The sequence below is a fragment of the Lentibacillus songyuanensis genome, assembly GCF_039548255.1.
Classification (GTDB): domain Bacteria; phylum Bacillota; class Bacilli; order Bacillales; family Amphibacillaceae; genus Lentibacillus_C; species Lentibacillus_C songyuanensis.
Map to the genome: position 1 here is coordinate 1 of NZ_JBCLVH010000033.1, position 23,072 is coordinate 23,072.

Below are 23,072 nucleotides of genomic sequence, written 5' to 3' on the forward strand. Positions count from 1 at the left end.
CTCCAGCCGCCCGCTAAAAAGCGTAGTGTTTTTCCGTAGTGGCAATTTAATCGCCATCTCATTTTACGTCGCAGTTTCCATCTAATTAGAAAACAGTTTTTTAGCAAAAACACAAAAATGGGAGATGGATCCAATGTAAGTTTAGATGAAGAATTAGAGTATGTATTGGATTTTACAGACAGAGCAGGTGAACAGGATGTTTCAAATTTTTAAGAAATTAAATTGGTTTTTTACGTATTACTGGAAACGGTACGTGGTTGCAGTCACGATGTTAATTCTTGCTAGTGCAATTGGTTTAATCCCGCCCAAAATCGTTGGGTTTGCGATTGATCACATTCAGTTTGAGACGCTGACAAGCAAATTATTAACCATGGTTATAGCAGGTTTTCTATTATTAATTGTTATTCATTATACCATCTCATTTTTATGGGATTATACATTGTTTAGCGGGGCAGCTATTTTGGAGCGCTGGACCAGGAGTAAGTTAATGGATCATTTTTTAGCGATGACGCCATCTTTTTTTGGTAAGTATCGGACTGGGGATTTAATGGCCCGGGCCACCAATGATTTACGAGCCATTCAGCTGACAGCTGGTTTCGGGGTGCTTACCCTGGTGGATTCCAGTACGTTCATGTTGATGATTATCGGCATGATGGGGTTTACAATAAGCTGGAAACTGACACTTGCAGCCCTAATCCCGTTACCGATTATGGCCATTGTAATGAATAAGTATGGTGCAGCAATTCACGCTCGATTTATGAAAGCACAAGCCGCGTTTGGCGACATGAATAATGATGTATTGGAATCGGTTCGTGGGGTTCGGGTAATTCGGGCGTTTGTCCAGGAGAAACAAGAAGAAAAGCGATTTCAGGCAATGACCGAAGATGTATATGAAAAGAATATCGAAGTAGTTAAGATTGATGCATTGTTTGAACCAACGATGAAAATCCTTGTCGGGTTATCCTATACGATTGGAATCGGCTATGGAGCATTACTGGTGTTTCAAAGCGGGATTACTCTTGGAGATTTAGTAACATTTAACGTCTATCTGGGTATGTTAATTTGGCCAATGTTTGCAGTTGGCGAACTAATAAACATCCTGCAGCGGGGAAATGCATCGCTTGATCGTGTCCAGGAAACACTGGATTATCAAGCTGATGTAAAGGAAAGTGACTATCCAGTCCATGTGGAAAGAGTGGATCGCATCTCGTTTTCCAACGTCGGGTTTGTTTATCCAAAGACAAAGACAAATCAGTTGAGCAATATTAATCTAGACGTTAAACGTGGGAACACGATTGGAATTGTTGGAAAAACGGGTGCTGGAAAGACGACACTATTTAAGTTAATGCTTCGACAATATTCAGGTGTCCAAGGCAGTGTCAAGATATCTGGAGTAGATCTTTCTGAGATAAGTCTTGGGCAAATTCGCGACTGGATCGGCTATGTGCCTCAGGATCAAATTATGTTTTCCAAAACGATTCGGGAGAATATCCAATTTGGTGCACCAGAGGCGACTGACCGGGAAATCTATCGCGTCTTGGATTTAGCTTATTTTCTCGATGATATTAAACAGCTGCCACAAGGTTTGGACACCCAAGTTGGCGAAAGCGGTGTAACCTTGTCAGGTGGGCAAAAGCAGCGTGTGGCTTTGGCGCGGGCGTTTATTAAGGATCCGGAAATCCTGATCCTTGATGATTCCCTGTCAGCGGTCGACGGAAAAACGGAATCCAAGATAATCGAGCATTTACGGAAAGAACGTATGGCGAAAACAACTTTTATTGCAGCCCATCGGTTATCGGCCGTCACCCATGCCGATCACATTATCGTACTTGATGAAGGGAAAGTGGTTGAAGAAGGTACCCATGAGGAGTTAATGAAACATGAAGGCTGGTATAGGCAGCAATATCAGCTGCAGCAGCTAGAGGATAAGGAGGGGATCTCCGAATGAAACAAACCAAACAAACAACTGAAAAACGCTTAGTTGGATATGCCTTGCAATTTAAAAGAAGCATTGTTATTGGTTTAGTTTGCCTGATTATTGCCGTAGGAATGGAGCTTGCTGGCCCGTTCATTGCTAAAAAGGTCATTGATGAGCACATTCTTGGTGTCGAAGGTAATTGGGTTCAGACAGATGGCATGCCGGATAAATATACGGTTAGGTTTGATGGTACAAATTATAAACGCACTGATCGCGTCATGGAACAGGAACAAACGGGTGACACGACGACAATTTTACAGGCAGGACACAGTTACTATTTTGTGGATGATGATGTTCCATTATCAGGCGAGCTTAATGTAAAAGGAAATAAGATGACGATTAAACAGGGAAACGATGTTCAATCTGTAGAAGTGAAAAAACTGACGATGTCGGAGATGTATCAGTTTTTCAAACCGGAACAGGGTCCGATTTTATTTTTGTTGGGACTTTATGTGGCTTTGCTGATTATCGCAGCGTTTTTCCAGTTTTTCCAAACCTTCTTATTGCAGAAGTCATCCAATCAAATTGTGAAAAAAATGCGCAATGATGTATTTGCCCATACACAGCGGCTCCCCATTGATTACTATGTGGATCAGCCAGCGGGAAAAATTGTGGCCCGGATTACGAATGATACCGAAGCGATTCGCGATTTGTATGAGCGGGTACTGTCGATTGTCGTAACCAGTATGATTTACATGGCAGGGATTTTTATTGCATTATTTATCCTCGATGCAAAACTGGCCGCATTTAGTTTGCTGATTATCCCGTTAATATTGGGCTGGATGAAGGTTTATAAACACTTTGGCACGAAATATAACAAAGTGATTCGTTCTACGGTTAGCGCAATTAATGGACATATCAACGAATCGATTCAAGGGATGCCGATAATTCAGGCATTTCGCCGTGAAAAGCAAACCAAAGCAGAATTCGAGGAGTTAAATGAGCGTAATTTCACGTATCAGCGCAAACTCGTGAAGCTTAGTGCCTTAACGTCTTATAATTTGGTCACGGTTTTTCGTAACTTGGCCTTTGTCGGGTTTATCTGGTATTTCGGCTCTTCTTCTTTGGAGATGTCAAGTATCATTTCCATCGGCGTTCTTTACGCTTTTGTCGATTATCTCAATCGTTTATTTGAACCGATGGAAGATATCGTTAATCAGTTGCCGTTGATTGAGCAGGCAAGGGTGGCGGGAAACCGGGTATTCGAATTAATGGATCATGATGGTGAGGATGTTGAGGCAAACAGCATTGCAAAATATCGGGGAACCATTGATTTTGATCAAATATCATTTGCCTATGACGGCAAAGAATACGTCCTTCATGATATGTCATTTTCAGTAAAATCCGGTCAGACAGCCGCTTTTGTAGGTCATACCGGATCAGGCAAAAGCTCAATTATGAATTTGCTGTTTCGCTTTTATGACCCACAGCAAGGGACGATAACGATTGACGGACAATCGATTAAGGATTGGTCACGGCAGCAAGTGCGCAGCCATATGGGAATCGTTTTGCAGGATCCATTTTTGTTCTCGGGCACGATCATTTCCAACGTGACCATGAATGATCCGGTTATTACCCGGGAAATGGCGATAGCCGCGTTGAAGGCCGTTGGTGCCGATCGCTTTATTGAAAAACTGCCAAACCAGTATGATGAAAAGGTTACAGAGGGTGGAACAACATTTTCCTTAGGTCAGCGCCAATTATTGTCTTTTGCTCGTGCGTTAGCGTTTGACCCAGCGATATTAATCCTTGACGAAGCAACGGCAAATATTGATACGGAAACAGAAAACATGATCCAGCAAGCATTGGAAGTACTAAAAAAAGGGCGGACCACTTTAGTGATTGCCCATCGCTTGTCAACGATTCAGCAAGCGGATATGATTTTTGTGCTAGAGCATGGTAGAATAGTGGAACAGGGAAATCATGACACATTGATCCAACAAAAAGGCTTGTATCATCAAATGTATCAAATGCAGCAGGGAAGAACACGAGAAGCTGTCTAATCTGAGGTGTATATGATGAGAAAGCGACCTGATAAGTCTGATCGACTCGATGAGGATTTATATGAAGATTTGGATGATGACACATTCATTGAGCTTGTGAAAGAGGAGCAAGCGAAAGCCCTCCAAAAAGAACAACAATCCGAACGAAACCCAAAACGCCCATTTCGCAGGTGGGCATTTTGGGTTATTGTGCTTGTAATGCTGTTAAACATGGTGGCACTCCTCCCGAAAACACTTTCGCTGCCAGCTATAAAATTTCTTACTGCCTCGGCAAAATTGTCGGTACAGGATGATATTCGCACCTATAAAAAGTCTGTCGTCACCATTGAAACTGGAGAAAGTAAAGGAACCGGCTTTTCCATTGCCGCGGATGGTACCATTATCACGAACGAACATGTCGTAAAAGAAAATGATACAGTAACTGTCGCTTTTCCGGATGAAGGGTTGTTTGAGGGTTCAGTCGTTCAACGGGATCCGGCAGTTGATTTAGCAGTGGTTAAGGTGAAAGGATCGTCAACTGCTTTTCCATCATTGGCGATCGCCAAGCAGCCAAGCTTCAGAAAAGAGGATCCGATATATTTTATTGGAAACCCGCTTCGTTTCCACGGAATCGCCAATGAAGGGACGATCATTGGCCCCACTTCCTTGCCCAATTGGGAAAAAGAGGTCATCATGATAGACGCACCTGTATATCGCGGCAACAGTGGCAGTCCGGTGATCAATGAGCAGGGTGAAGTAATTGGCGTGATATTTGCGACAATGGAACAAGATACATACAAGAGGGTTGGCCTGATGATTCCAATAGACCGGTATAAGGAGATGATTCGCTGATTGAAAGTTTGTCGAGTTGGACGCGAAGTTAATCGACCGACCATTGCAATCAATATTTAAACGAACTGTAAATATTTTGAGATAGCAACGTTTGTCTACATACGATAGGATTAAGATGTTGACGAATCATGTCGATGCTGAAAGTCTTTCTAAATGATGAGTAAGCTAAAATACTATTGTAAGATAACAAACTAAAGATGGTGAATAGATCATGAAAAATAATAAAACCCTTAAAAATACACCCAAAAATATTATAAATCAATCGTACTATATAATGGCTGAAGGTGATGGGGCTCTGTCTCCAAAACACGGCAGGAAGAGTAAACCATTGGAAGAAATGGTTGCCTCCATCCAATCAGGTGATCGACAAGCGCAGAACTATTTATTGAAAACCTATCAGCCGTTTATTGCGAAAAGTGTTTCAGAGGTTTGCAGACGGTATATTGATCCGAAACGAGATGATGAATTTAGTGTAGGTTTAGCGGCGTTCAATGAGGCGATGATGACGTATTCTGCTGCACGAGGAAGTTCGTTTCTTTCTTTCGCAAAACTGGTTGTCAAGCGAAAAGTAATTGATTATATACGTTATATTCAAAAATTCCCGCTAACGGCTTCCCTTGATGAAAGCTATGATGATGAACAAATGGAGAATCCAAATGAAATTGTGGCAGTAAGAGAAATGTATCAGCAAGAACAGGATGCTTGGCATCGACAAGAAGAAATTGCTGAGTTCAAGGAATTATTAAAAGCGTATAAATTATCGCTGACCGAATTAACCGAAGTTTCTCCCAAACATCGAGATGCACGGGATTCTGCTATTCATACGGCACGCATTTTATTTGCCGATCAAGAATTAAAAGCGTTTGTCGAACGAAAGAAAAAGCTTCCTATCAAAGCACTTGTCAAAAAAGTAAATGTCAGTAAAAAAACGCTGGAACGAAACAGAAAGTACATTTTAGCCATTTTTATTGTTCTTAATCATGATTTTATTTATCTAAAGGATTACCTGAAGGAGGTGGGTTAGTGAACAAAGGGATTGTAGTTGAGAAACACCGGCAACACACTATTGTAATGACACAGAGTGGTATGTTTTTAAAAGCGAAACCAGTCGGAGATACGGCAGGCATTGGTTCGGAGATTCCCTTTGAACGATTGGAAGGTGCGAAACGCTATTTTTTCTTTTTTTATCCTGGTCAACCATTAAGGAATTCTGCTCGATTGCTTGCTATGGGATGTTTTATGTTGTTATTTGCACTTCCACTGTATGTATTGACTGGTCATAATAAAACATATGCCTATATTAATGTCGATTTGAATCCCAGTATCGAATTAGAAATTGACGACCGGTTGCATGTCCGGTCAATGAAGCCGTTAAATGATCAAGCAAGTATCGTGCTGGAGACGCTGTCTAATTATAAACGAAAACCATTGGACCAAATGATTTCACGGTTAATTGCTAAAAGTGAACAATCAGGTCTGACGACACAGGGAAAAAATGTTATCGTTGGGGTCAATTATGTAAAAAGTCGCCATATTTCTGTGCTTGATACATTGAAAAGTTATCTAAATGATCAGCATCATGATTGGCAGGTCACTACCTTTCTCGTTCCCAAAAAAGTTAGACAAACTGCCAAGGAACAGGATAAAGCCATGAATGAAGTAATGGCTAAAAAAATGGAAGAGGATTCGGAAAGTGTAAGGAATGAAAAAGGAAAACTAAACAAAAATGAAAAGGCTATTATCCATTCTTTTTACCATACAACATGATTCAACCAGTTGTTTAGTTTTACCATATGGACAATAAATTTGGAATAATTTGACATAGATGAAAATTGAAGGGAATGCACCAGTGGCGCATTCCCTTTCATATTTAAACCTCCATTGCGGCGGCTGGGGTGTGTTTCATGGCGTGATCAATATAATAAAGTAGCTCATCGTGCAGTTCGAGAATTTTGGTCTGGTCAAGGGAATAGTTGTAGGCATGCAAAAAGTGTTGGATTTTTTTCGAAAGCATGTCATCCTGCGTCCGTACCATTAACACTAATAAATCGTCCCACTGTCCCCATAATGAATAATACAATGCTTTGTCATAATCCGGTATGTCCATCATTTGCCCTCCTTTTAAATTAAAGGGTTATTTGTAGTTTCTCCACTTTATATTTATATTGTCTGCTATAAAATTGGTGTTATTGCCAAAAACAGGATTCGCATAATCTTTTTATACTGATACATACTAATGGCAAATATATAAGGAGGATCAGCAAATGAAATTTAAACTTTTTTGTGTTGTATTTGCAGCAATGTTTTTACTAGCAGCATGTGGAAATGGAAACAATGGAGCTAATGATAACAACGGGAATAACGCAGATGACAATGGTGTCGAACACACTAGATACAATAATGATGCAAACGATGAAAATGGTGGTCAAACGTTAAGAAATGCCCAAAATGGTGATCGTGATCGTGGAAATTTGAACAACAACAATAATAACAATAATAATGACCGCTATGACATTTCAAAGGAAGCGGCAGATAAAATAACTGACAAAGTCGCTGGGATTGATCATGCCTATGTGTTAACAACAAAAAACAACGCCTATGTTGCGGCTGCATTGGACGAAAACAACAACAATAACAATGGTAATATGAATAATCGTAACAACGATAATAATGGCGTGAATAATGATAATAATGGTGTAACTAATAATCGTGCGGACAATGGTCATGAATTAACAGAGGATAAAAAACATGAGATAAGAGATATTGTTAAATCTGTTGACAATGATATCGACCATGTATATGTTTCCACGAACCCTGATTTCATGAACTTAGCAAACAACTATGCAGATGATGTAAACAACGGAAAACCAGTTCGCGGCATGTTTGACCAAATCGGCAACATGATTGAGCGTGTTTTCCCACAAAATAACAATCGGTAATAGGATAAGAAACGAGCATTCTTTCCATGAGGGATGCTCGTTTTTTGATGCTTTTTGGTAGAAGTGGTATCATTTATTTAAATGATCTAAAGAAAAGAGGAGAATAAATCATGGCAGAAAAAATGAATGTAGAAAGTTTTAATCTTGATCATACAAAGGTCAAAGCTCCTTATGTGCGGTTAGTCGGTGTGACAGAAGGTGCCAATGGGGATAAAGTATATAAATTTGATATTCGTTTTAAACAACCGAACAAGGAACACATGGACATGCCTGGCTTGCATTCGTTGGAACATTTAATGGCCGAGGATATTCGTAATCATATGGACAGTGTATTGGACATTGGCCCAATGGGATGCCAAACAGGATTTTATCTATCGATTTTTAACAATGATGATTATGATATGGTGTTAAATGCCCTTGAACAAACACTAAATGATGTGATGGAGGCAACGGAAGTTCCTGCATGTAATGAAGTGCAATGCGGCTGGGCAGCAAGTCACAGTCTGGATGGGGCAAAAGCAATTGCTTCAGAAATGCTGAAACATCGTGATGAATGGCATCAGGTTTTTGCATGAAAACTGGGACAGTATTCTTGTCCCAATTTTTGTTTTTTGCCCATGTTTCTGAAAGCGGGGCCAATGAAACTAGCCATGCAAAGTATGGATGTGCTAAACTAAATGAAATGAAGGAGGGTGACGTGTAGTGAGTGAACAAGTAATTAATTATTTAAAGGAACATCAAGAATCGCTACTGGAGAAACTGAATGAATTTTTAGCGATTCCGAGTATTAGCACGGACAGTATACATAAAAAAGATATTCAAGCAGCAGCAGACTTTTTAACGACATATTTACAGGAAATTGGTTTTGAACATATCGAACAACAGGAAACTGGCGGTCATCCGCTCATTTATGCCGAATACAATCAAGCAGGACCGGATGCACCAACTGTATTGTTCTATGGTCATTATGACGTACAGCCGGTTGATCCTCTTGATCAGTGGAAAAGCGATCCATTTAAACCAGAAATTCGAAATGGTCGCCTGTATGCCCGCGGTTCCAGTGACGATAAAGGACAAGTCTTCATGCACCTTGCCGTTTTTGAAGCATTTATGAAAACCGATGGAAAACTGCCAATGAATGTCAAGGTATGCATTGAAGGGGAGGAAGAAATCGGCAGTGAGAATCTCTACAGCGTTCTTCACGACAAGAAGGAACAATTTCATGCGGACTTCGCTGTTATTTCTGATTCCGGAATGGTTGCCAAAAATCAGCCGACGATTCTTTATGGCTTAAAAGGGTTTACCGGTATTGAAATCACCGTAACAGGCCCTGATCATGATTTGCATTCCGGAATGTACGGGGGAGCAGTACGTAACCCGATCATGGCGCTGAGTCATTTGCTAGCATCCATGAAAAATGCTGATGAAGTAATTACGGTAGACGGTTTTTATGACGATGTCGAGCCGTTAACCGATGAGGAGCGGCAATTAATTGACCAAGTAGAAGGCGAGGACTATCGTGCGTCAACAGGTGTCCGTGAGACCGTTTCGGAAAAAGGCTATACAGCAAAAGAACATACAATGGGCCGGCCAACATTTGAAATAAACGGCATTTACGGAGGCTATCAAGGGGAAGGGACGAAGACGATTATTCCATCTTCGGCAACTGCTAAAGTCACCTGTCGTCTTGTGCCGGGACAGGATCCGGAAAAAATTCAGCAACTGCTTGCGGCCCATGTAAAAACGCATGCGCCATCAGGTGTAACGGTTGATGTGAAAAAAGAAAAGCTTTCCGCAAAAGCGTATAAAGTTGAACCAAACCATCCACTGATCAAAAAGGCAGCTAAAAGTTATACAAAGGCGTTTGGGAAGGATACAGTCTACGTTCGAATGGGCGGATCCATCCCTGTTGTTGAATGGATTGAGGCAATATACAATATTCCTATTGTATTATTAGGCTTTGGTACACCGGACGACCGGTTGCATTCCCCGAACGAAAGCTTTCCACTGGATAGTTTTACAAAAGGAATGGAAACATTGGCCTATTATTGGGATGCGATTCAAGAGTAATTTATTCCCCTTTTATCCCGTCTTAACGGGCGGTAAGACCCCCACTTCAGGATTTTGAGGTGAAACTAAAAAAGATTAGTGGGGGTCAACTGCATGGCAAAGGTCCAATTCTGTTCGGGCCTGCACGATCAGGAAAAAGCGCTAACCGATTGGGAACGAGTGTTAAGCGATCGGGAAAGCAAGCTAACCGTACTCTATTAAACTCGTAAAAAACGAAATGAGGAGATGAACGATGAAGTATGCGATAATAACCGGTGTTTCAAGAGGGCTGGGAGAAGCGGTGGCCAATTTATTTATAGAATCAGGAATAAATGTGATCGGGATTTCCCGCAATAGCAATAAAAAGTTAGCAGCCTATGCGGAAGAAAATAATATTACATACCAGCATTTTTCGTGTGATGTCGGTAATTTAAATGTACTTGAGCAAACGATCGGCCAGGTAAGTAATTACATTTTTCAAGAAGACCCAACCACAATTTATTTAGTAAATAATGCAGCTGTCTTAGAACCCATTGGGCCGGCAACATCAATTAATAATCAATCTCTTCAAGACCATGTGCAGGTCAATACGATCGCGCCGATGGTACTTATGAACACATTTATGCATGAAGCAATGGAAAAAGATGTGCGTTTTATTGGCGTAACGATTACGTCTGGCGCTGCAGAAAATCCGTATTATGGCTGGAGCGCGTATTGCAGCACAAAGTCGAGTATTAATATGTATACTAAAACAGTTGCAATGGAACAGGATGAATTGCAAACGGGAAATAAGGTAATCGCCTTTAGCCCCGGGGTGATGGATACCAAAATGCAGGAAACGATTCGAGCGACTTCTGCCGATGACTTTATTGAAGTGGATACATTTCGTAACTATAAACAACAAAATTTGTTGAAAAATACAGACGCAGTTGGTGGTGTGTTAGTCGACATACTAACTGATGAATCAAATATGGAGAATGGTAAGGTATATAATGTAAAGGATTATTTTTAATAAAAAACGAACCCTTCAATGAGGGAGGGTTCGTTTTTTGAATTATGGGGAATGGACAAATGGATTTCTTCGGGCCCAGGAAATGAATGGAAGTAGTCAAAATCGCGTATTTTCAATACCCATCAAGCCATCGTTCAGGTATCATGATTAGTATACGCCACCGCCATAGCCACCTGCACCAACAATAATCAGCAAAATAAACAATACAACGATTAACGCAAAGCCTGCACCCATGAATGATTCCCCCCTTTACACATAGTTTATCTACATGGCAGTAATTAAATTAACACCAGCCGCCACCATAGCCACCGTATCCGCCTTGGGCACCGCCGCTATAGCCGCCGACAAATCCGCCGGCACCAACAATAATTAATAAAATAAACAACACGACAATAAAGGCAAAGCCACCACCGCAGCCGCCACCTGCATGTTCACTCACTTAATCTCACCCCCTCTTTTAAACAATGTATGTAAAAGTGACTAACATGGAAGGGCGGTAATAGTTTTTCTCATTTTTGTTTTTGCCAAGGTGATGTGTCATGATTACTCTTAATAATTGATAAAGTAACGATAGAATGGCTGATATACACAATGAACGATCGTAATTTTTTGATTCGTTTATGCGTATGTTAAAATAAATATATGTTACACTTGAAAGTGCGATAATTTTTATCCCGCCTTAACGGGCAGTAAGACCACACTTCAAGATTTTAAGGTGAAACTAAAAAGATAAGTGGGGGTCAACTGCATGACAAGGTCCGATTCTGTTCGGACCTGCACGATGCAGGTCACAAAGGCGTTGCAACTCAGATGTTGAGATCCTAGCCTTTGTTCTCCTGTCTCAGTGGGAGAGAAAGGGCAGACTAAAACCGTCACGGACTTATGCCTTCGCCTGCCCTAGAACGTCCTGTTCGTCGGAACCCCCACTGAATGAAGTTTCACTTTATGATTGAGAAATGGCTGAAAGGAAGAACGTTATGATAACACGAAAAAGTAAACGCGAGATTGAAATGATGCAAAAATCAGGGGATTTGCTGGTTGCGTGTCATAAAGAAATTGCTAAAATGATTAAACCAGGTATTACGACGAAAGAAATTGATACATTTGTGGAGGAGTTCTTAGCCAAACATGGGGCGACACCTGAGCAAAAAGGTTTTAATGGTTATGAGTATGCCATTTGCGCTTCGGTCAATGATGAGATTTGCCATGGGTTTCCCCGCGATGAACAACTGACAGAAGGTGATATGGTAACCGTTGATATTGTTGTCAATCTAAATGGCGGTTTAGCAGATTCAGCTTGGACATATGCAGTTGGCGAAATGGATCCGGTTGGTAAGCGGTTAATGGAGGTTACCAAGACGGCACTTTATAAAGGTATTGAACAGGCACAAGCAGGTAACCGGATTGGTGACATTGGCCATGCGATTCAAACCTATGCAGAAGGGGAAGGATTTTCTGTTGTACGTGATTTCACGGGTCATGGAATCGGACCAACAATTCATGAAGATCCGCACATCCCGCATTTTGGCTTGCCAAATAAAGGACTTCGGTTAAAAGAAGGTATGGTGATTACGATTGAACCGATGATCAATGAAGGCGAGTGGCAAAGTAAAATGGATAACAATGGCTGGACAGCACGAACGGTTGATGGAGGACGATCCGCCCAATATGAACATACCATCGTTATCACGAAAGACGGCCCATTGGTTACGACGGAGCAGGATCGGGATGTCTGAGGTTTGACAGGGAATTTTTAAGGGGAGGGGAGTTAGTGATGCGGGTTGTTTCTATCTGCCCAAGCAATACAGAAATTGTTGCTTATTTGGGGAAAACGAATCTGTTAGTTGGGGTGGACAATTTTTCGGATTGGCCAGGCGAGGTTTGTGATCTTCCAAAATTGGGACCGGATTTGGCCATTGATATGGAAAAGGTTGCTGCTTTAGAGCCAGACATTGTGTTGGCTTCATTGAGTGTTCCGGGTATGGAGAGGAATATTGCTGCACTGGATGAACAAAGCCTCCCGTACATCATTCTCAATCCGAATACATTGGAAGAAATTGCAGACGATATCCAGGCCGTTGGGGAAGCATTACAAGTTCCAGCACTTGGTAAGAAAAAGGCAGCTGCCTTTCGAGAGCAGATCGCATTTTTTAGAGCGAAGGCACAGGAAAAACATACAAAACCGGGTCTTTATTGGGAATGGTGGCCAAAACCGATATTTACACCAGGGAAAGTGAACTGGCTTACCGAAATTAGTCAGCTTGCTGGTGCGTATAATATTTATGCTACGGAAGATGTAGCTAATTACCAAACAAGCTGGGATGACGTCAAAAAGCGTAACCCGGATCATATTTGCATGGTGTGGGTTGGTGTCAAAGAAGAAAAGATGCGCCCCGAATTAGTGAAAAGGCGGCCGGGCTGGGAGGATATGAAGGCGATCAAAGCGGGAAATATTCATGTAATGGAGGAATCCTTATATTGCCGTCCTTCACCTCGATTATTAGAAGGATTGCAGAAATTGGCTAAACGATTGGAAAGCTGACGAACTATTGGTCTCGTCAGCTTTTGTTTTTTGTACTGATTAAGCTTAGGATGGGTGTAATTTGTTCTCACTAAACGATGTATCACCCTTTCCCGAGTGCAGGTCGATGTTTCCCCGAATTCGGTTGATGTTCCCGAGTGCAGGTCGATGTTTCCTCGAATTCGGTTGATGTTCCCGGGTCCAGGTCGATGTTTCCCCGAATTCGGTTGATGTTCCCGAGAGCAGGTCGATGTTTCCTCGAATTCGGTTGATGTTCCCGGGTCCAGGTCGATGTTTCCTCGAATTCGGTTGATGTTCCCGAATGCAGGTCGATGTTTCCTCGAATTCGGTTGATGTTCCCGGGTCCAGGTCGATGTTTCCTCGAATTCGGTTGATGTTCCCGGGTCCAGGTCGATGTTTCCTCGAATTCGGTTGATGTTCCCGGGTCCAGGTCGATGTTTCCTCGAATTCGGTTGATGTTCCCGAATGCAGGTCGATGTTTCCTCGAATTCGGTTGATGTTCCCGGGTCCAGGTCGATGTTTCCTCGAATTCGGTTGATGTTCCCGAATGCAGGTCGATGTTTCCTCGAATTCGGTTGATGTTCCCGGGTTCAGGTCTGTGTTTCCTCGAATTCGGTTGATGTTCCCGAGTGCAGGTCGATGTTTCCCCGAATTCGGTTGATGTTCCCGGGTTCAGGTCTGTGTTTCCCCGAATGCAGGGCGATGTTTCCCTATACTTGGCTAATGCTCGCAATTTATCATCCGTACGCCGACTAAGACCACTTATCTGGTAGTCCCAGATTTTTGACTCCTTCCTCCAAATACAATGGTAATAAATGGACTTAACAAGCAGAAGAAGGCAAACGGCAGATAGGTTAATACGGAAACACCTAGAACATCAGCAATAAATACTCCACAGACACTCCATGGGACCAGCGGATTAATAACAGTTCCTGCATCCTCCAATGTCCGTGATAGTACTTTGTTTGGCAGCCCTGCTCGATTGTAGATGCTTTTGTATGTTTCGCCGGTTAAAAGAATAGACAAATATTGCTCCCCAATAAATACATTTACTCCAATTGCAGTAATAGCGGTAGAAATAATAATGGTCCGGACTCGTTTCAGCTTTTCTTTAAATGCATTCAGAATGGAAGGGATAATTCCAGTTACAAATAATAGTCCGCCAAAGCCTAATGCTAAGATAACGAGAGAGACCGTTGACAGCATGCTTGTAATGCCGCCCCTGGTTAACAGTTCATTGATTGGTTCAAAGCTGGTGTTGGCGGTATAGCCGTTAAACCATGTATTCCATAGTTCAGTCCAGGTAAGGTGACTGGTTATTCCCGCAAGCAACGTTGCCAGTGAACTGCTTAAACCTAATGCAATGAACGCCGGTATTTTAAAAATGGTACAGACAACTAATACAAGAAGCGGCAGCCACGATGTCCAGTGAATTAACTGTGCCTCTTCCAGTGCATGTTGATATGCTGTTATGTTGGACAACGGTACAGAACCATTCGGGGAAAGAATCGCAAATAAAATAATGGTAATGATAAATGCCGGAATGGTTGTCAGACTCATATGTTTAATATGATCAAACAAGTCAACCTCAACAATGGTCGATGCTAAATTGGTTGTATCGGATAATGGTGACATCTTATCCCCGAAAAAGGCTCCTGAAACAATGGCACCGGCGGTGATGGCCATGGAAGCATCAAGAGCACTTCCCATGCCGATAAATGCGACCCCAATCGTTGCCGTCGTTGTAAGTGAGCTGCCAAGCGAGACACCGACAATAGCTGTAATTGCAAATACGATCGCATAAAAACCTGTTCCGCCAATAAAATGAAACCCAAGATTGATTAATGCTGGGATTGTGCCGCTAATCATCCAGCTGCTGATGAGCACACCAATCAGCATAAATAAGAAAATAGCCCCCATTCCAGATTTCGCTCCGAAGATCATTCCTTCCTCCAGGTCTTTAAATGAAATTTTTCTAACTAACCCATATGCGACAAGGATAAAGATTCCTAGCGTAATGGGAATATGTGGGGGTGTTTCCAATTTAATGATGAAAAAACTAATAACCCCAATAATAAATATAAAGAAAATGATGGATTCCCAAACAGCGGGATTATATTTTGGTCGTATTGGAAACATGGTGCTTCCTCCTTTTTCTTTTGATGATTCGTTATCCTGGCTGATGGAGTGTGGCGAGTGAATAACAAAAAAGCCTCATCCCATATTAGGGACGAAGCTTTACACCAAGGTACCACCCTGCTTGATGATTGTTGTCATCCACTTAGTCGCACAAATGATTCGGTTTAACTGAATGTGTATTTTAAATCAGGCCTGCTGAGGCTTTCACCAGCCGCCTCATCTCTATTACTGCTCAGAAAGATTCTATTTTTCATTCTCGGCTAATCGTATTATTCTATGTCGAATATACATCGTCAACCGTTCACTGTCAATATCACTTTTTAGACCAATTACTTTTTTAATTAGCATAAATCAGGTATAATAGCGTAAATTTTCAAATGCTAAGGAGATAGAGAAAATGGCGACAAACGCGATGAACAAACAGGAGGCTGCTTCCCAGTCAATGCGCATGATTCGACGAGGAGTGGCGGTTGGCTTTCCAATTATGCTTGGGTATCTGCCAATTGCGCTCACATATGGAGTATTGGCCAAGCAAGCAGGGTTGACACTTATCGAATTAACGATGATGAGTGTGCTTGTATTTGCCGGGGCCAGTCAATTTATGGGAGCTAACATGATTGCGGTTGGTTCAGGAGCGATAGAGATTATTGTTGCAACATTTGTGCTCAACTTTCGCCAATTTGTGATGAGTTTATCGTTTATGAATCGATTTCGCGAAATTGGACTAAACTGGAAGGTTCCTTTATCATTAGGGCTGACAGATGAAACATTTGCCGTATCATCCTTACATACACAGGAGGCAAAGGAAGAGAAGGGAGCCTGCTTTTACGGTGCCCTGATGCTAACTGCATATTCTTCATGGGTTGTGGGTTCATTGCTTGGGGGAGTGTTGGGAGAGATCATTCCTGAAACCCTTAGTCAAAGTATGGGAATTGCTCTCTATGCTATGTTTATTGGGCTGCTGGTTCCCTCCGTAAAAAAAGAAATTCGTGTTGGATGTATCGCCATTATTGCTATGTTGATTAACTTGTTATGCAGCCAATTTATGAGTGATGGATGGGCAATTGTGATCGGAACTGTTCTCGGCGGGTTAAGTGGTGTTTTTTTGCTGAAGGAGGCCAAGGAAGCATGATTATTGCCATTATTATTGGAATGTCACTTGCCACCATGATTCCCCGGATAATTCCGGCTTATATTGTTGATAAAATTCATTTTCCTAACTGGGCAAATCGTTGGTTAAATGCGATTCCATTTGCGGCACTTGGGGCATTAATATTTCCGGGAATCATGTCGGTCAAGGCGGGGGAGCCACACATCGGAATCATTGGCGGGGTTGTTGCAATTATTCTGGCGTTTATCGGATTAAACGTCATCCTGGTTGTATTAGGTGCTATTCTTACCGTTTTTTTGATAACAGTTATATAAAGGTTTTGTTTGGGGGAGCGGATTTCATATGTATTCCATTCGAAAAGCAGTTTATACAGACGCGGAAGTTATTGCAACCATTCACGTAAAAAGCTGGAAAAATATTTATACAGATCTGGTCGATGAAAAGGACCTGTCCAATACCACCTTTGAAAATCGAAAAATCCTTTGGCAGACTGTACTCCGCATGCAAAAGAAACAACAGTGGACGTTTGTGTTAATGGATAAAGCGAAACAAGTTATTGGCTTTATTTCGGGAGGGCCTGAACGAACAAGACGGTTTCAATATGACGGAGAAATTTATACGATTTATCTTCTGCCCGAATACCAGCGTAAAGGATTAGGCAGTATGCTGCTAAAGGCGCTTGTGGAAGAAATTAAGCAGTACGGATACCAATCATTGCTTGTCTGGGTATTAACGCAAAATCCTTCCAGCCGATTTTACGAAAAATACGCAGCAAAACCGGTTGGTAAGGAAGAAACAACGATTGGCGAGGGGACGTATCAGGAAACCGCCTATGGTTGGGAGGACCTTGATACGCTTTTGACAAAATTGAATAAATGATGACGCATAAAAACATACTGTTACCCCTGGACTGGGTGTAACAGTATGTTTATTTTCGCTGTTTCGGATATGGTTCAATATGAATATGCGCATAGGGAATATTATGTTTTTGGGCCAAAAATCGTTCGATCCGCTCGGTGATATGATGACTTTCTACCACATTCAGATCTGGATCGACCAAAATTGTGATTTCGATAAACGCTTGACTTCCGTGAAATCTTCCCTTTACATCGTATACTTCTTTTACCTCGGAGACGTTAGCAATGCTTGTTTTGATCTTCTGCAACTGCCTTTCATCAAATCCGTCGGTCAATGTCAGTGTGGCGTCTTTGAAAATATCCCATGCAGTTTTACAGATCATCAGCCCAACGATAAATCCGGCTAGCGGGTCCAGCCAATATAACCCGATTTGTGCGCCAATGATACCAACAAATGCGCCAACACTAACCAGGGCATCGGAGCGGTTATCTTGTGCTGCTGCATACAGGGACGAACTCTGTACTTTTTGAGCAAGCTGTTTATTATAATAATAAACAATAAACATGATTAATGCTGCACCAATTGCCGTCCAAGCCGTAAGCATGTTAGGCTGCGATGTTTGCCCAGCTATTAATTTTTGGAACGTCTCATAAATAACCTGCAAGCCAACGGTAATCATGATAAAGGCCGCGAATAAGGCTGCGATGGTTTCGGCACGGTAATGCCCATAGTGGTGATCCTTGTCTGGTGGCTTTCTGGATATTTTTAATCCGACAAGGATGGCGATGGAAGCGACGACATCGGTTGAGTTGTTCAACCCATCAGCACGTAATGCATCGGAATCACCAATATAGGCCATGAACAATTTTACAGCAGCCAAAAAAAGATATGCACAAATACTAATCCAAGCACCTTTTTCTCCTTTTTTCAGATCATTTGCGTGATTCATTTTCTATAGCCTCCATTTGACTTGCGGTGTCTTGTTGCATCAGGCACTATTTTGTAATCATAAGTTTGCCTTTCGTATCTATTGTCCTTCAACAGTCTACCAAAGTAGTATATGGTGGGTCTAGAGAAACATTCAAGCATGTGGTTATATGTATTGAAACATGCAAATTATGTTTCATGAAGTAAATATTTGTAGGTATAGGTATAAATTCTCTTGTTTTACTTGCAATTATTCTTAAGATTTAGGATAATGGAAAAAAGGAACAAGGAGGATGTGTTCCATGAAAAAGCAAAAGTTGGTGTATCATTATTATCGATACAATGGCAAGGTTCTGCAGGCGAAGCGGGAAATACCGTATGAAATGAAGCTAACATCACGAATGTTGCTGGATGAATTATGCTTTACCTGGAAGAAAACACGTCTGGAAGCAGCGATTAATCAAGCGATCGACAATGGGAATAAAGAAGCGTTTTTGCGATTAAGCAAGGAATATAAGCACTTCATTTGGGAATAAATTGGAATAAATGCTGGTAAGGCCACTATAGCGATGTATGACTGTTCGCCCTGCCAAGCAGCTGGACGAAAAGGCTTCACCCATGTAAAGGTGAAGCTTTTTTTAAGGCGAAATCTAGTTCTTTTTAACCACACGTTAATGAATTTTAAAACTTTCACTTCTAAGTGTAAGTACATCAACATAAGAAAGTGAAAGGAAACATAGGGGGAAGCGGGTATGAACGAGAACAGGCGGATTTTGTATCGGCAAAATCGTGTCATGGTTTATGTGTTGTTATTTTCAATATTTTTAGGTGTTGGTGCTGAATTCATTGTTGGTGCACCGAAAGCTAATTTAATCACCCTTGGAATTGGAGGGGGAATTACTGTTGCTGGGCTCGCGTTTTTTCAGTATAAAAAAATGTATGCAACACTTATCCCATATATTGCAGTCATTTGTTTAACCGCCGCAGCCTTGGTCGTTATTATGAGCTCTGATTACGTCACAAATATGTTGTTTGCCTTCTATTTGCTTGCGGTAGCAGCTATGTCGTTGTCGCTTGCTGTTCTAGTAACTGGAGGAGTGCTTGGTCTTGGTCTATTAACGTTTTTTGTGATTGCAAAGGGCGAGTTGCTCGGTTTTGATTTACGGGCAATGACGATTACGATTGTATTCTTTGTCCTGGTATTTCTGGTGCTGGTCATTCAGGTAAAGGTAGCACAGCGATTATTATCGAATGTACAGGTTGCGCTTACAGAAAGTGAGAAACAATCAGAAGCTAAAACGCAACATGTCAGATTGGTACATAATGGGGCTCAAAACGTTCGGTCGCAAATGAACATAATTGAAAAAGACAGTACGTTAAATGCTCAATCGATGAACGAAATGCGCGCGGCATTCCAGGATATATCCAAGGCGAGTCAGTCACAGGCAGAAACTGCAGCAACCATTTCCACAACTACGGAACATACAAACCGAAGCCTGGAAGACATGATTAGCTTATTTGCTAAAACGATAAATGATGGAAAAGAATTAAAAACGTTATCAGTAAAAGGACAACATTCCGTTGACGCGTTATCGGATGCGTTGGAAGGTTTTCAACAGTCGTTTGAGCTTTTACAAACAACGATGGATAATTTGGTGGAACGCATGCACGAGAATAATGTATTTTCAGCAAAAATAAAGGATATTGCTGAACAAACCAATCTGCTTGCATTAAATGCCAGTATTGAAGCAGCACATGCAGGCGAGTTTGGTAATGGATTTGCTGTTGTTGCCGGGGAAATACGTAAACTTGCCGAGGTATCCCAGCAAACAGCTTTACAAATTAGCGCAAATCAAGAGGCAATTGAACATGATGCAAAAGAAGCACGACAAGAGGTTAATGATAAAACGGTTGAGCTGCAGGACAATACAGGCCAGGCAAAAGTGGCTAAGGTGAACTTTGCGAAGATTTCTGAACGATTGGAGAACTTCGCTCAATACCTTGGTGCAGTCGACAACCAGGCAAAGAATATTCAAACGTCTACCGAAACAATCGACTCCTCGGTTGATCACCTGGCATCCGTAATCGAAGAAACCAATGCAACGATTCAGCAGCTTGAAGCGATGGTAGACGAACAAACAAATCGAATGACCAAATTAACAGCAGCTATAGAGGAAACCACCCAGACTGCTGCAACGATCGAGGAGGTAGGTTAAAAGATAATGATTAGCAGAGATACTGTTAGCTTCTATTAAAAATTTTTAGAAAACACTCCTATTTTGCAGATCTTTTTGATATGCTGGTTATAAAAGGAGGTGTTTTCATTTGATGAAAAATAAAAAAGCAACCATTAGCTGGATGATGTATGACTTTGGCAATTCTGCCTTTGCGACGACAATTATGGCAGCTGTGTTGCCGGTTTTTTATTATGATGTGGCTGCTGTTGGGGTTGATAAATCGCTGGCAACTAGTTATTGGGGTTATTCTCAATCAATTGCCGTACTACTTGTTGCAATCTTGGCACCGTTTTTGGGCGCCATTAGTGATTATTCTGCCGCAAAGAAAAAATTCCTGCGCTTCTTTGCCTATATGGGTATTGTTGCAAGTATTTTACTGGCGTTTGTAGGGGAGGGTGACTATCTATTTGCTTCGATTCTCCTCATTGTTGGAACAATCGGTTTTTCAAGCGGGAATATTTTTTACGATGCTTTTTTACCGGAAATCACGGATGAAGAAACAATTGATAAAGTGTCAACTGGCGGGTATGCCGTTGGATATATCGGTGGTGGTGTATTACTAGCCATCAATATTCTAATGATTTTAAAATACCAGTGGTTCGGCATGGCAAATGCTACAGTGGCAAGTCAAGTTTCTTTTGCTAGTGTCGGAATCTGGTGGTTTCTTTTCTCGCTTCCTTTATTCAGAAATATTAAAGAGGAGAAAAAGACAGCAGTTAAACGTGATCAATCGTATATAAGGATAGGTATTACCAGGGTAACGACAACCTTTAAGGATATGAAGCATTATAAGCACTTATTAATTTTTTTATTGGCATTTTGGATGTATAATGACGGGATTTCTACCATTATTAAAATGGCCACTATTTATGGTCGTGATATTGGGATTGATTCCAATTCATTAATCGCCGCACTATTAATTACACAATTTGTTGGTATCCCATGTACATTTTTCTTTGGATGGCTGGCCCAGAAGATCACGGCTAAACGAGCACTGTATATTACATTGTTTACATATCTTGGGATCGTACTATTAGGATATTCCATGTCATCTGCATTGCACTTTTATTTATTGGCATTCGCCGTTGGAATCGTTCAGGGCGGTGCGCAATCATTAAGCCGTTCGATATACGGACGCATGGTACCGGCAAATAAGCATGCCGAGTTCTTCGGATTTTACGGCATCTCGTCTAAATTTTCGGCAGTTTTTGGTCCATTCCTGTTTGCTTTGGTTGGGCAGCTCACAGGGTCAAGCAGGCTGGGAATTGTTTCCGTCGCCTTCTTCTTTATCGTTGGAATAATTCTGCTGCGGTTCGTGAACATTGACAAAGGTGTCCTAGAAGCACAACGGAATACGATTAATGCAGAAAAAGCAGTGGTCAAACCGAAGTAGCTATATGCATTGGCCGGGTTATCCTCAGCACCCGGCCTTGTACATTATACAATCGCGTCACTATATTTATTTTCCAACTGTAATGCTAATGGTTTGCCGGTATCATAGGAAATATCACCGATTAGATTTGCAATTTGCTGGATGGTGGTTTCTGGTTCAAGCCCCCGCCAATAGTCCAATACTAATGGCATGATTTTATTAGCTTCTGCAATTCCTGCTTCATAAAGTTCCAGGAACGTTTGGTTGCTCGGTTCTTTTGTTGCCGGATGATACCAAGTCGTTTGGTTCAGGTTCAAATAGTCTGTGTCCGATTTAATTGGCTGATGCGAATAGGCAGATACGAGTGACCGGAGTAATTTGTTTTTCCATCCATGAGGGTCAGCAAGTATTCTCAGGGCTAATTTCATATCTCGATAGGCCTTTTGAATATATGTTGCATCTTTCGGGTTGATTGCCGGATAGTAGGTTTGAATATTTGCATATAACAGTTCGACAAGTTCTGCGCGTAACGCATGTCCAACATCAATTTCTTTGTAAACAGGCATTTTCCATGTATACAGTTGTTTGCGATCCATCATCAAAGTGTCAATCAATACTTCCAGGCGTTGATGGTCATTGCCTTTATAGCCTGCACGATAATGAATGTATGGATGGGCATTGCGGTCAAGAATATGATGAGTGACAAACCCAAAGACATAAGCTTGGCTCGCTGGATTTAATGCATCAGCTCCGGTAATTAACTTCAAGAGAAAATCACCACAATGTTTGGTATGCAATGCCGTGCCGATATCGTGGATTGGTTCCTCTTTCACCCATGGCCAAAAGTTGTAGTAAAAAAATGGATCTGGCCCTTGTGCTCCTAAGTTCATGTAATGCTTGTGTTCCAGAAACAGATTTGAATCGGCAACCGAATCTATTGTATCGTTACAGAATGCGATATGTGTCCAAATGTTAGGCATGAAAGGCGCTCCTTCTCATTTTATTTCTCTCTCCTTTTATTATAAAAGACCATGCTTACAAAGGGAACGAAAAATTTGCGGGATTTTGTAATTC

Annotated in this window: 24 protein-coding genes; 17 read left to right on the forward strand and 7 right to left on the reverse strand. The window is 41.5% G+C overall.

The annotated features are described in order from the left end of the window. Positions 1–196 precede the first annotated feature (196 nt). The 5 genes from WMZ97_RS20210 to WMZ97_RS20230 all read left to right on the forward strand — a co-directional run bounded on the left by WMZ97_RS20210 (position 197) and on the right by WMZ97_RS20230 (position 6,579). A complete protein-coding gene (locus WMZ97_RS20210; protein WP_343273911.1) occupies positions 197–1,948 on the forward strand; it encodes an ABC transporter ATP-binding protein in 1,752 nt (583 codons plus the stop codon). Continuing rightward, positions 1,945–3,981: an ABC transporter ATP-binding protein gene (locus tag WMZ97_RS20215; RefSeq protein WP_343273912.1), complete on the forward strand. Its 2,037-nt coding sequence runs from the start codon at positions 1,945–1,947 to the stop codon at positions 3,979–3,981. The genes WMZ97_RS20210 and WMZ97_RS20215 overlap by 4 nt, the downstream gene beginning before the upstream one ends. A 12-nt stretch (positions 3,982–3,993) precedes the next feature. Continuing rightward, on the forward strand, positions 3,994–4,812 hold the full coding sequence (locus WMZ97_RS20220; protein ID WP_343273913.1) for a S1 family peptidase: 819 nt from the start codon (positions 3,994–3,996) through the stop codon (positions 4,810–4,812). 274 nt (positions 4,813–5,086) lie between these two features. Further along, a complete protein-coding gene (sigI, locus tag WMZ97_RS20225) occupies positions 5,087–5,836 on the forward strand; it encodes an RNA polymerase sigma-I factor (RefSeq protein ID WP_343273944.1) in 750 nt (249 codons plus the stop codon). Continuing rightward, complete coding sequence (locus WMZ97_RS20230; RefSeq protein WP_343273914.1) at positions 5,836–6,579, forward strand: anti-sigma-I factor RsgI family protein; 744 nt, start codon at positions 5,836–5,838, stop codon at positions 6,577–6,579. Before sigI ends, WMZ97_RS20230 begins: the two co-directional genes overlap by 1 nt. Before the next feature lie 103 nt (positions 6,580–6,682). Here the strand turns inward: WMZ97_RS20230 and WMZ97_RS20235 are convergent, their stop codons facing one another. Further along, entirely contained in the window at positions 6,683–6,919 is a 237-nt protein-coding gene (locus WMZ97_RS20235) for a YhdB family protein (RefSeq protein ID WP_343273945.1), read from the reverse strand. 157 nt (positions 6,920–7,076) lie between these two features. Here WMZ97_RS20235 and WMZ97_RS20240 point away from each other — a divergent pair, with 157 nt between their 5' ends. The 4 genes from WMZ97_RS20240 (at position 7,077) to WMZ97_RS20255 (ending at position 10,812) form a co-directional block, all read left to right on the forward strand. Next, positions 7,077–7,751 (forward strand): YhcN/YlaJ family sporulation lipoprotein, encoded by a 675-nt coding sequence (locus WMZ97_RS20240; protein ID WP_343273915.1) that lies wholly within the window; start codon positions 7,077–7,079, stop codon positions 7,749–7,751. 110 nt (positions 7,752–7,861) lie between these two features. Beyond that, the gene (locus WMZ97_RS20245) at positions 7,862–8,326 is read left to right on the forward strand and encodes an S-ribosylhomocysteine lyase (protein ID WP_343273916.1); all 465 of its coding nucleotides are present in this window, start codon (positions 7,862–7,864) and stop codon (positions 8,324–8,326) included. Between the two features lie 127 nt (positions 8,327–8,453). Next, positions 8,454–9,821, forward strand: coding sequence for a dipeptidase (locus WMZ97_RS20250; protein WP_343273917.1), 1,368 nt, complete (start codon positions 8,454–8,456; stop codon positions 9,819–9,821). 232 nt (positions 9,822–10,053) lie between these two features. Then, entirely contained in the window at positions 10,054–10,812 is a 759-nt protein-coding gene (locus WMZ97_RS20255) for a (S)-benzoin forming benzil reductase (protein ID WP_343273918.1), read from the forward strand. 147 nt (positions 10,813–10,959) lie between these two features. On the opposite strand, the gene WMZ97_RS20260 is transcribed toward WMZ97_RS20255, so the two are convergent. Both WMZ97_RS20260 and WMZ97_RS20265 read right to left on the reverse strand, forming a co-directional pair. Continuing rightward, a complete protein-coding gene (locus WMZ97_RS20260) occupies positions 10,960–11,046 on the reverse strand; it encodes a YjcZ family sporulation protein (RefSeq protein WP_343273946.1) in 87 nt (28 codons plus the stop codon). A 49-nt stretch (positions 11,047–11,095) separates the two neighbouring features. Beyond that, positions 11,096–11,251, reverse strand: a complete 156-nt coding sequence (locus WMZ97_RS20265; protein ID WP_343273919.1) for a YjcZ family sporulation protein — start codon at positions 11,249–11,251, stop codon at positions 11,096–11,098. 538 nt (positions 11,252–11,789) lie between these two features. On the opposite strand from WMZ97_RS20265, the gene map reads away from it, so the two are divergent. Together map and WMZ97_RS20275 are read left to right on the forward strand one after the other, a co-directional pair. Continuing rightward, on the forward strand, positions 11,790–12,548 hold the full coding sequence (gene map, locus WMZ97_RS20270; RefSeq protein WP_343273920.1) for a type I methionyl aminopeptidase: 759 nt from the start codon (positions 11,790–11,792) through the stop codon (positions 12,546–12,548). A 38-nt stretch (positions 12,549–12,586) separates the two neighbouring features. Next, complete coding sequence (locus WMZ97_RS20275) at positions 12,587–13,354, forward strand: cobalamin-binding protein (RefSeq protein WP_343273947.1); 768 nt, start codon at positions 12,587–12,589, stop codon at positions 13,352–13,354. A gap of 82 nt (positions 13,355–13,436) precedes the next feature. Here WMZ97_RS20275 and WMZ97_RS20280 read toward each other — a convergent pair whose 3' ends face one another. After that, complete coding sequence (locus tag WMZ97_RS20280) at positions 13,437–14,087, reverse strand: hypothetical protein (RefSeq protein WP_343273921.1); 651 nt, start codon at positions 14,085–14,087, stop codon at positions 13,437–13,439. A gap of 29 nt (positions 14,088–14,116) precedes the next feature. Next, entirely contained in the window at positions 14,117–15,493 is a 1,377-nt protein-coding gene (gene nhaC / locus WMZ97_RS20285) for a Na+/H+ antiporter NhaC (RefSeq protein ID WP_343273922.1), read from the reverse strand. 397 nt (positions 15,494–15,890) lie between these two features. Here nhaC and WMZ97_RS20290 point away from each other — a divergent pair, with 397 nt between their 5' ends. The 3 genes from WMZ97_RS20290 to WMZ97_RS20300 are packed head-to-tail and all read left to right on the forward strand — an operon-like array spanning position 15,891 to position 17,483. Beyond that, positions 15,891–16,625 carry an AzlC family ABC transporter permease gene (locus WMZ97_RS20290; protein WP_343273923.1) on the forward strand — a complete coding sequence of 245 codons (735 nt, stop codon included), beginning with the start codon at positions 15,891–15,893 and terminating at the stop codon, positions 16,623–16,625. Beyond that, positions 16,622–16,918, forward strand: coding sequence for an AzlD domain-containing protein (locus WMZ97_RS20295; protein ID WP_343273924.1), 297 nt, complete (start codon positions 16,622–16,624; stop codon positions 16,916–16,918). Before WMZ97_RS20290 ends, WMZ97_RS20295 begins: the two co-directional genes overlap by 4 nt. A gap of 28 nt (positions 16,919–16,946) precedes the next feature. Continuing rightward, positions 16,947–17,483, forward strand: a complete 537-nt coding sequence (locus WMZ97_RS20300; protein WP_343273925.1) for a GNAT family N-acetyltransferase — start codon at positions 16,947–16,949, stop codon at positions 17,481–17,483. Between the two features lie 49 nt (positions 17,484–17,532). Here the strand turns inward: WMZ97_RS20300 and WMZ97_RS20305 are convergent, their stop codons facing one another. Continuing rightward, entirely contained in the window at positions 17,533–18,411 is an 879-nt protein-coding gene (locus WMZ97_RS20305) for a cation diffusion facilitator family transporter (protein ID WP_343273926.1), read from the reverse strand. A gap of 280 nt (positions 18,412–18,691) precedes the next feature. On the opposite strand from WMZ97_RS20305, the gene WMZ97_RS20310 reads away from it, so the two are divergent. The 3 genes from WMZ97_RS20310 (at position 18,692) to WMZ97_RS20320 (ending at position 22,019) form a co-directional block, all read left to right on the forward strand. Then, positions 18,692–18,925, forward strand: a complete 234-nt coding sequence (locus WMZ97_RS20310; RefSeq protein ID WP_343273927.1) for an IDEAL domain-containing protein — start codon at positions 18,692–18,694, stop codon at positions 18,923–18,925. A 216-nt stretch (positions 18,926–19,141) separates the two neighbouring features. Continuing rightward, positions 19,142–20,605 carry a methyl-accepting chemotaxis protein gene (locus WMZ97_RS20315; protein ID WP_343273928.1) on the forward strand — a complete coding sequence of 488 codons (1,464 nt, stop codon included), beginning with the start codon at positions 19,142–19,144 and terminating at the stop codon, positions 20,603–20,605. A 112-nt stretch (positions 20,606–20,717) separates the two neighbouring features. Continuing rightward, positions 20,718–22,019, forward strand: coding sequence for an MFS transporter (locus WMZ97_RS20320; protein ID WP_343273948.1), 1,302 nt, complete (start codon positions 20,718–20,720; stop codon positions 22,017–22,019). 44 nt (positions 22,020–22,063) lie between these two features. Here the strand turns inward: WMZ97_RS20320 and WMZ97_RS20325 are convergent, their stop codons facing one another. Further along, positions 22,064–22,978, reverse strand: a complete 915-nt coding sequence (locus WMZ97_RS20325; RefSeq protein WP_343273929.1) for a zinc dependent phospholipase C family protein — start codon at positions 22,976–22,978, stop codon at positions 22,064–22,066. Between the last annotated feature and the right edge of the window lie 94 nt (positions 22,979–23,072).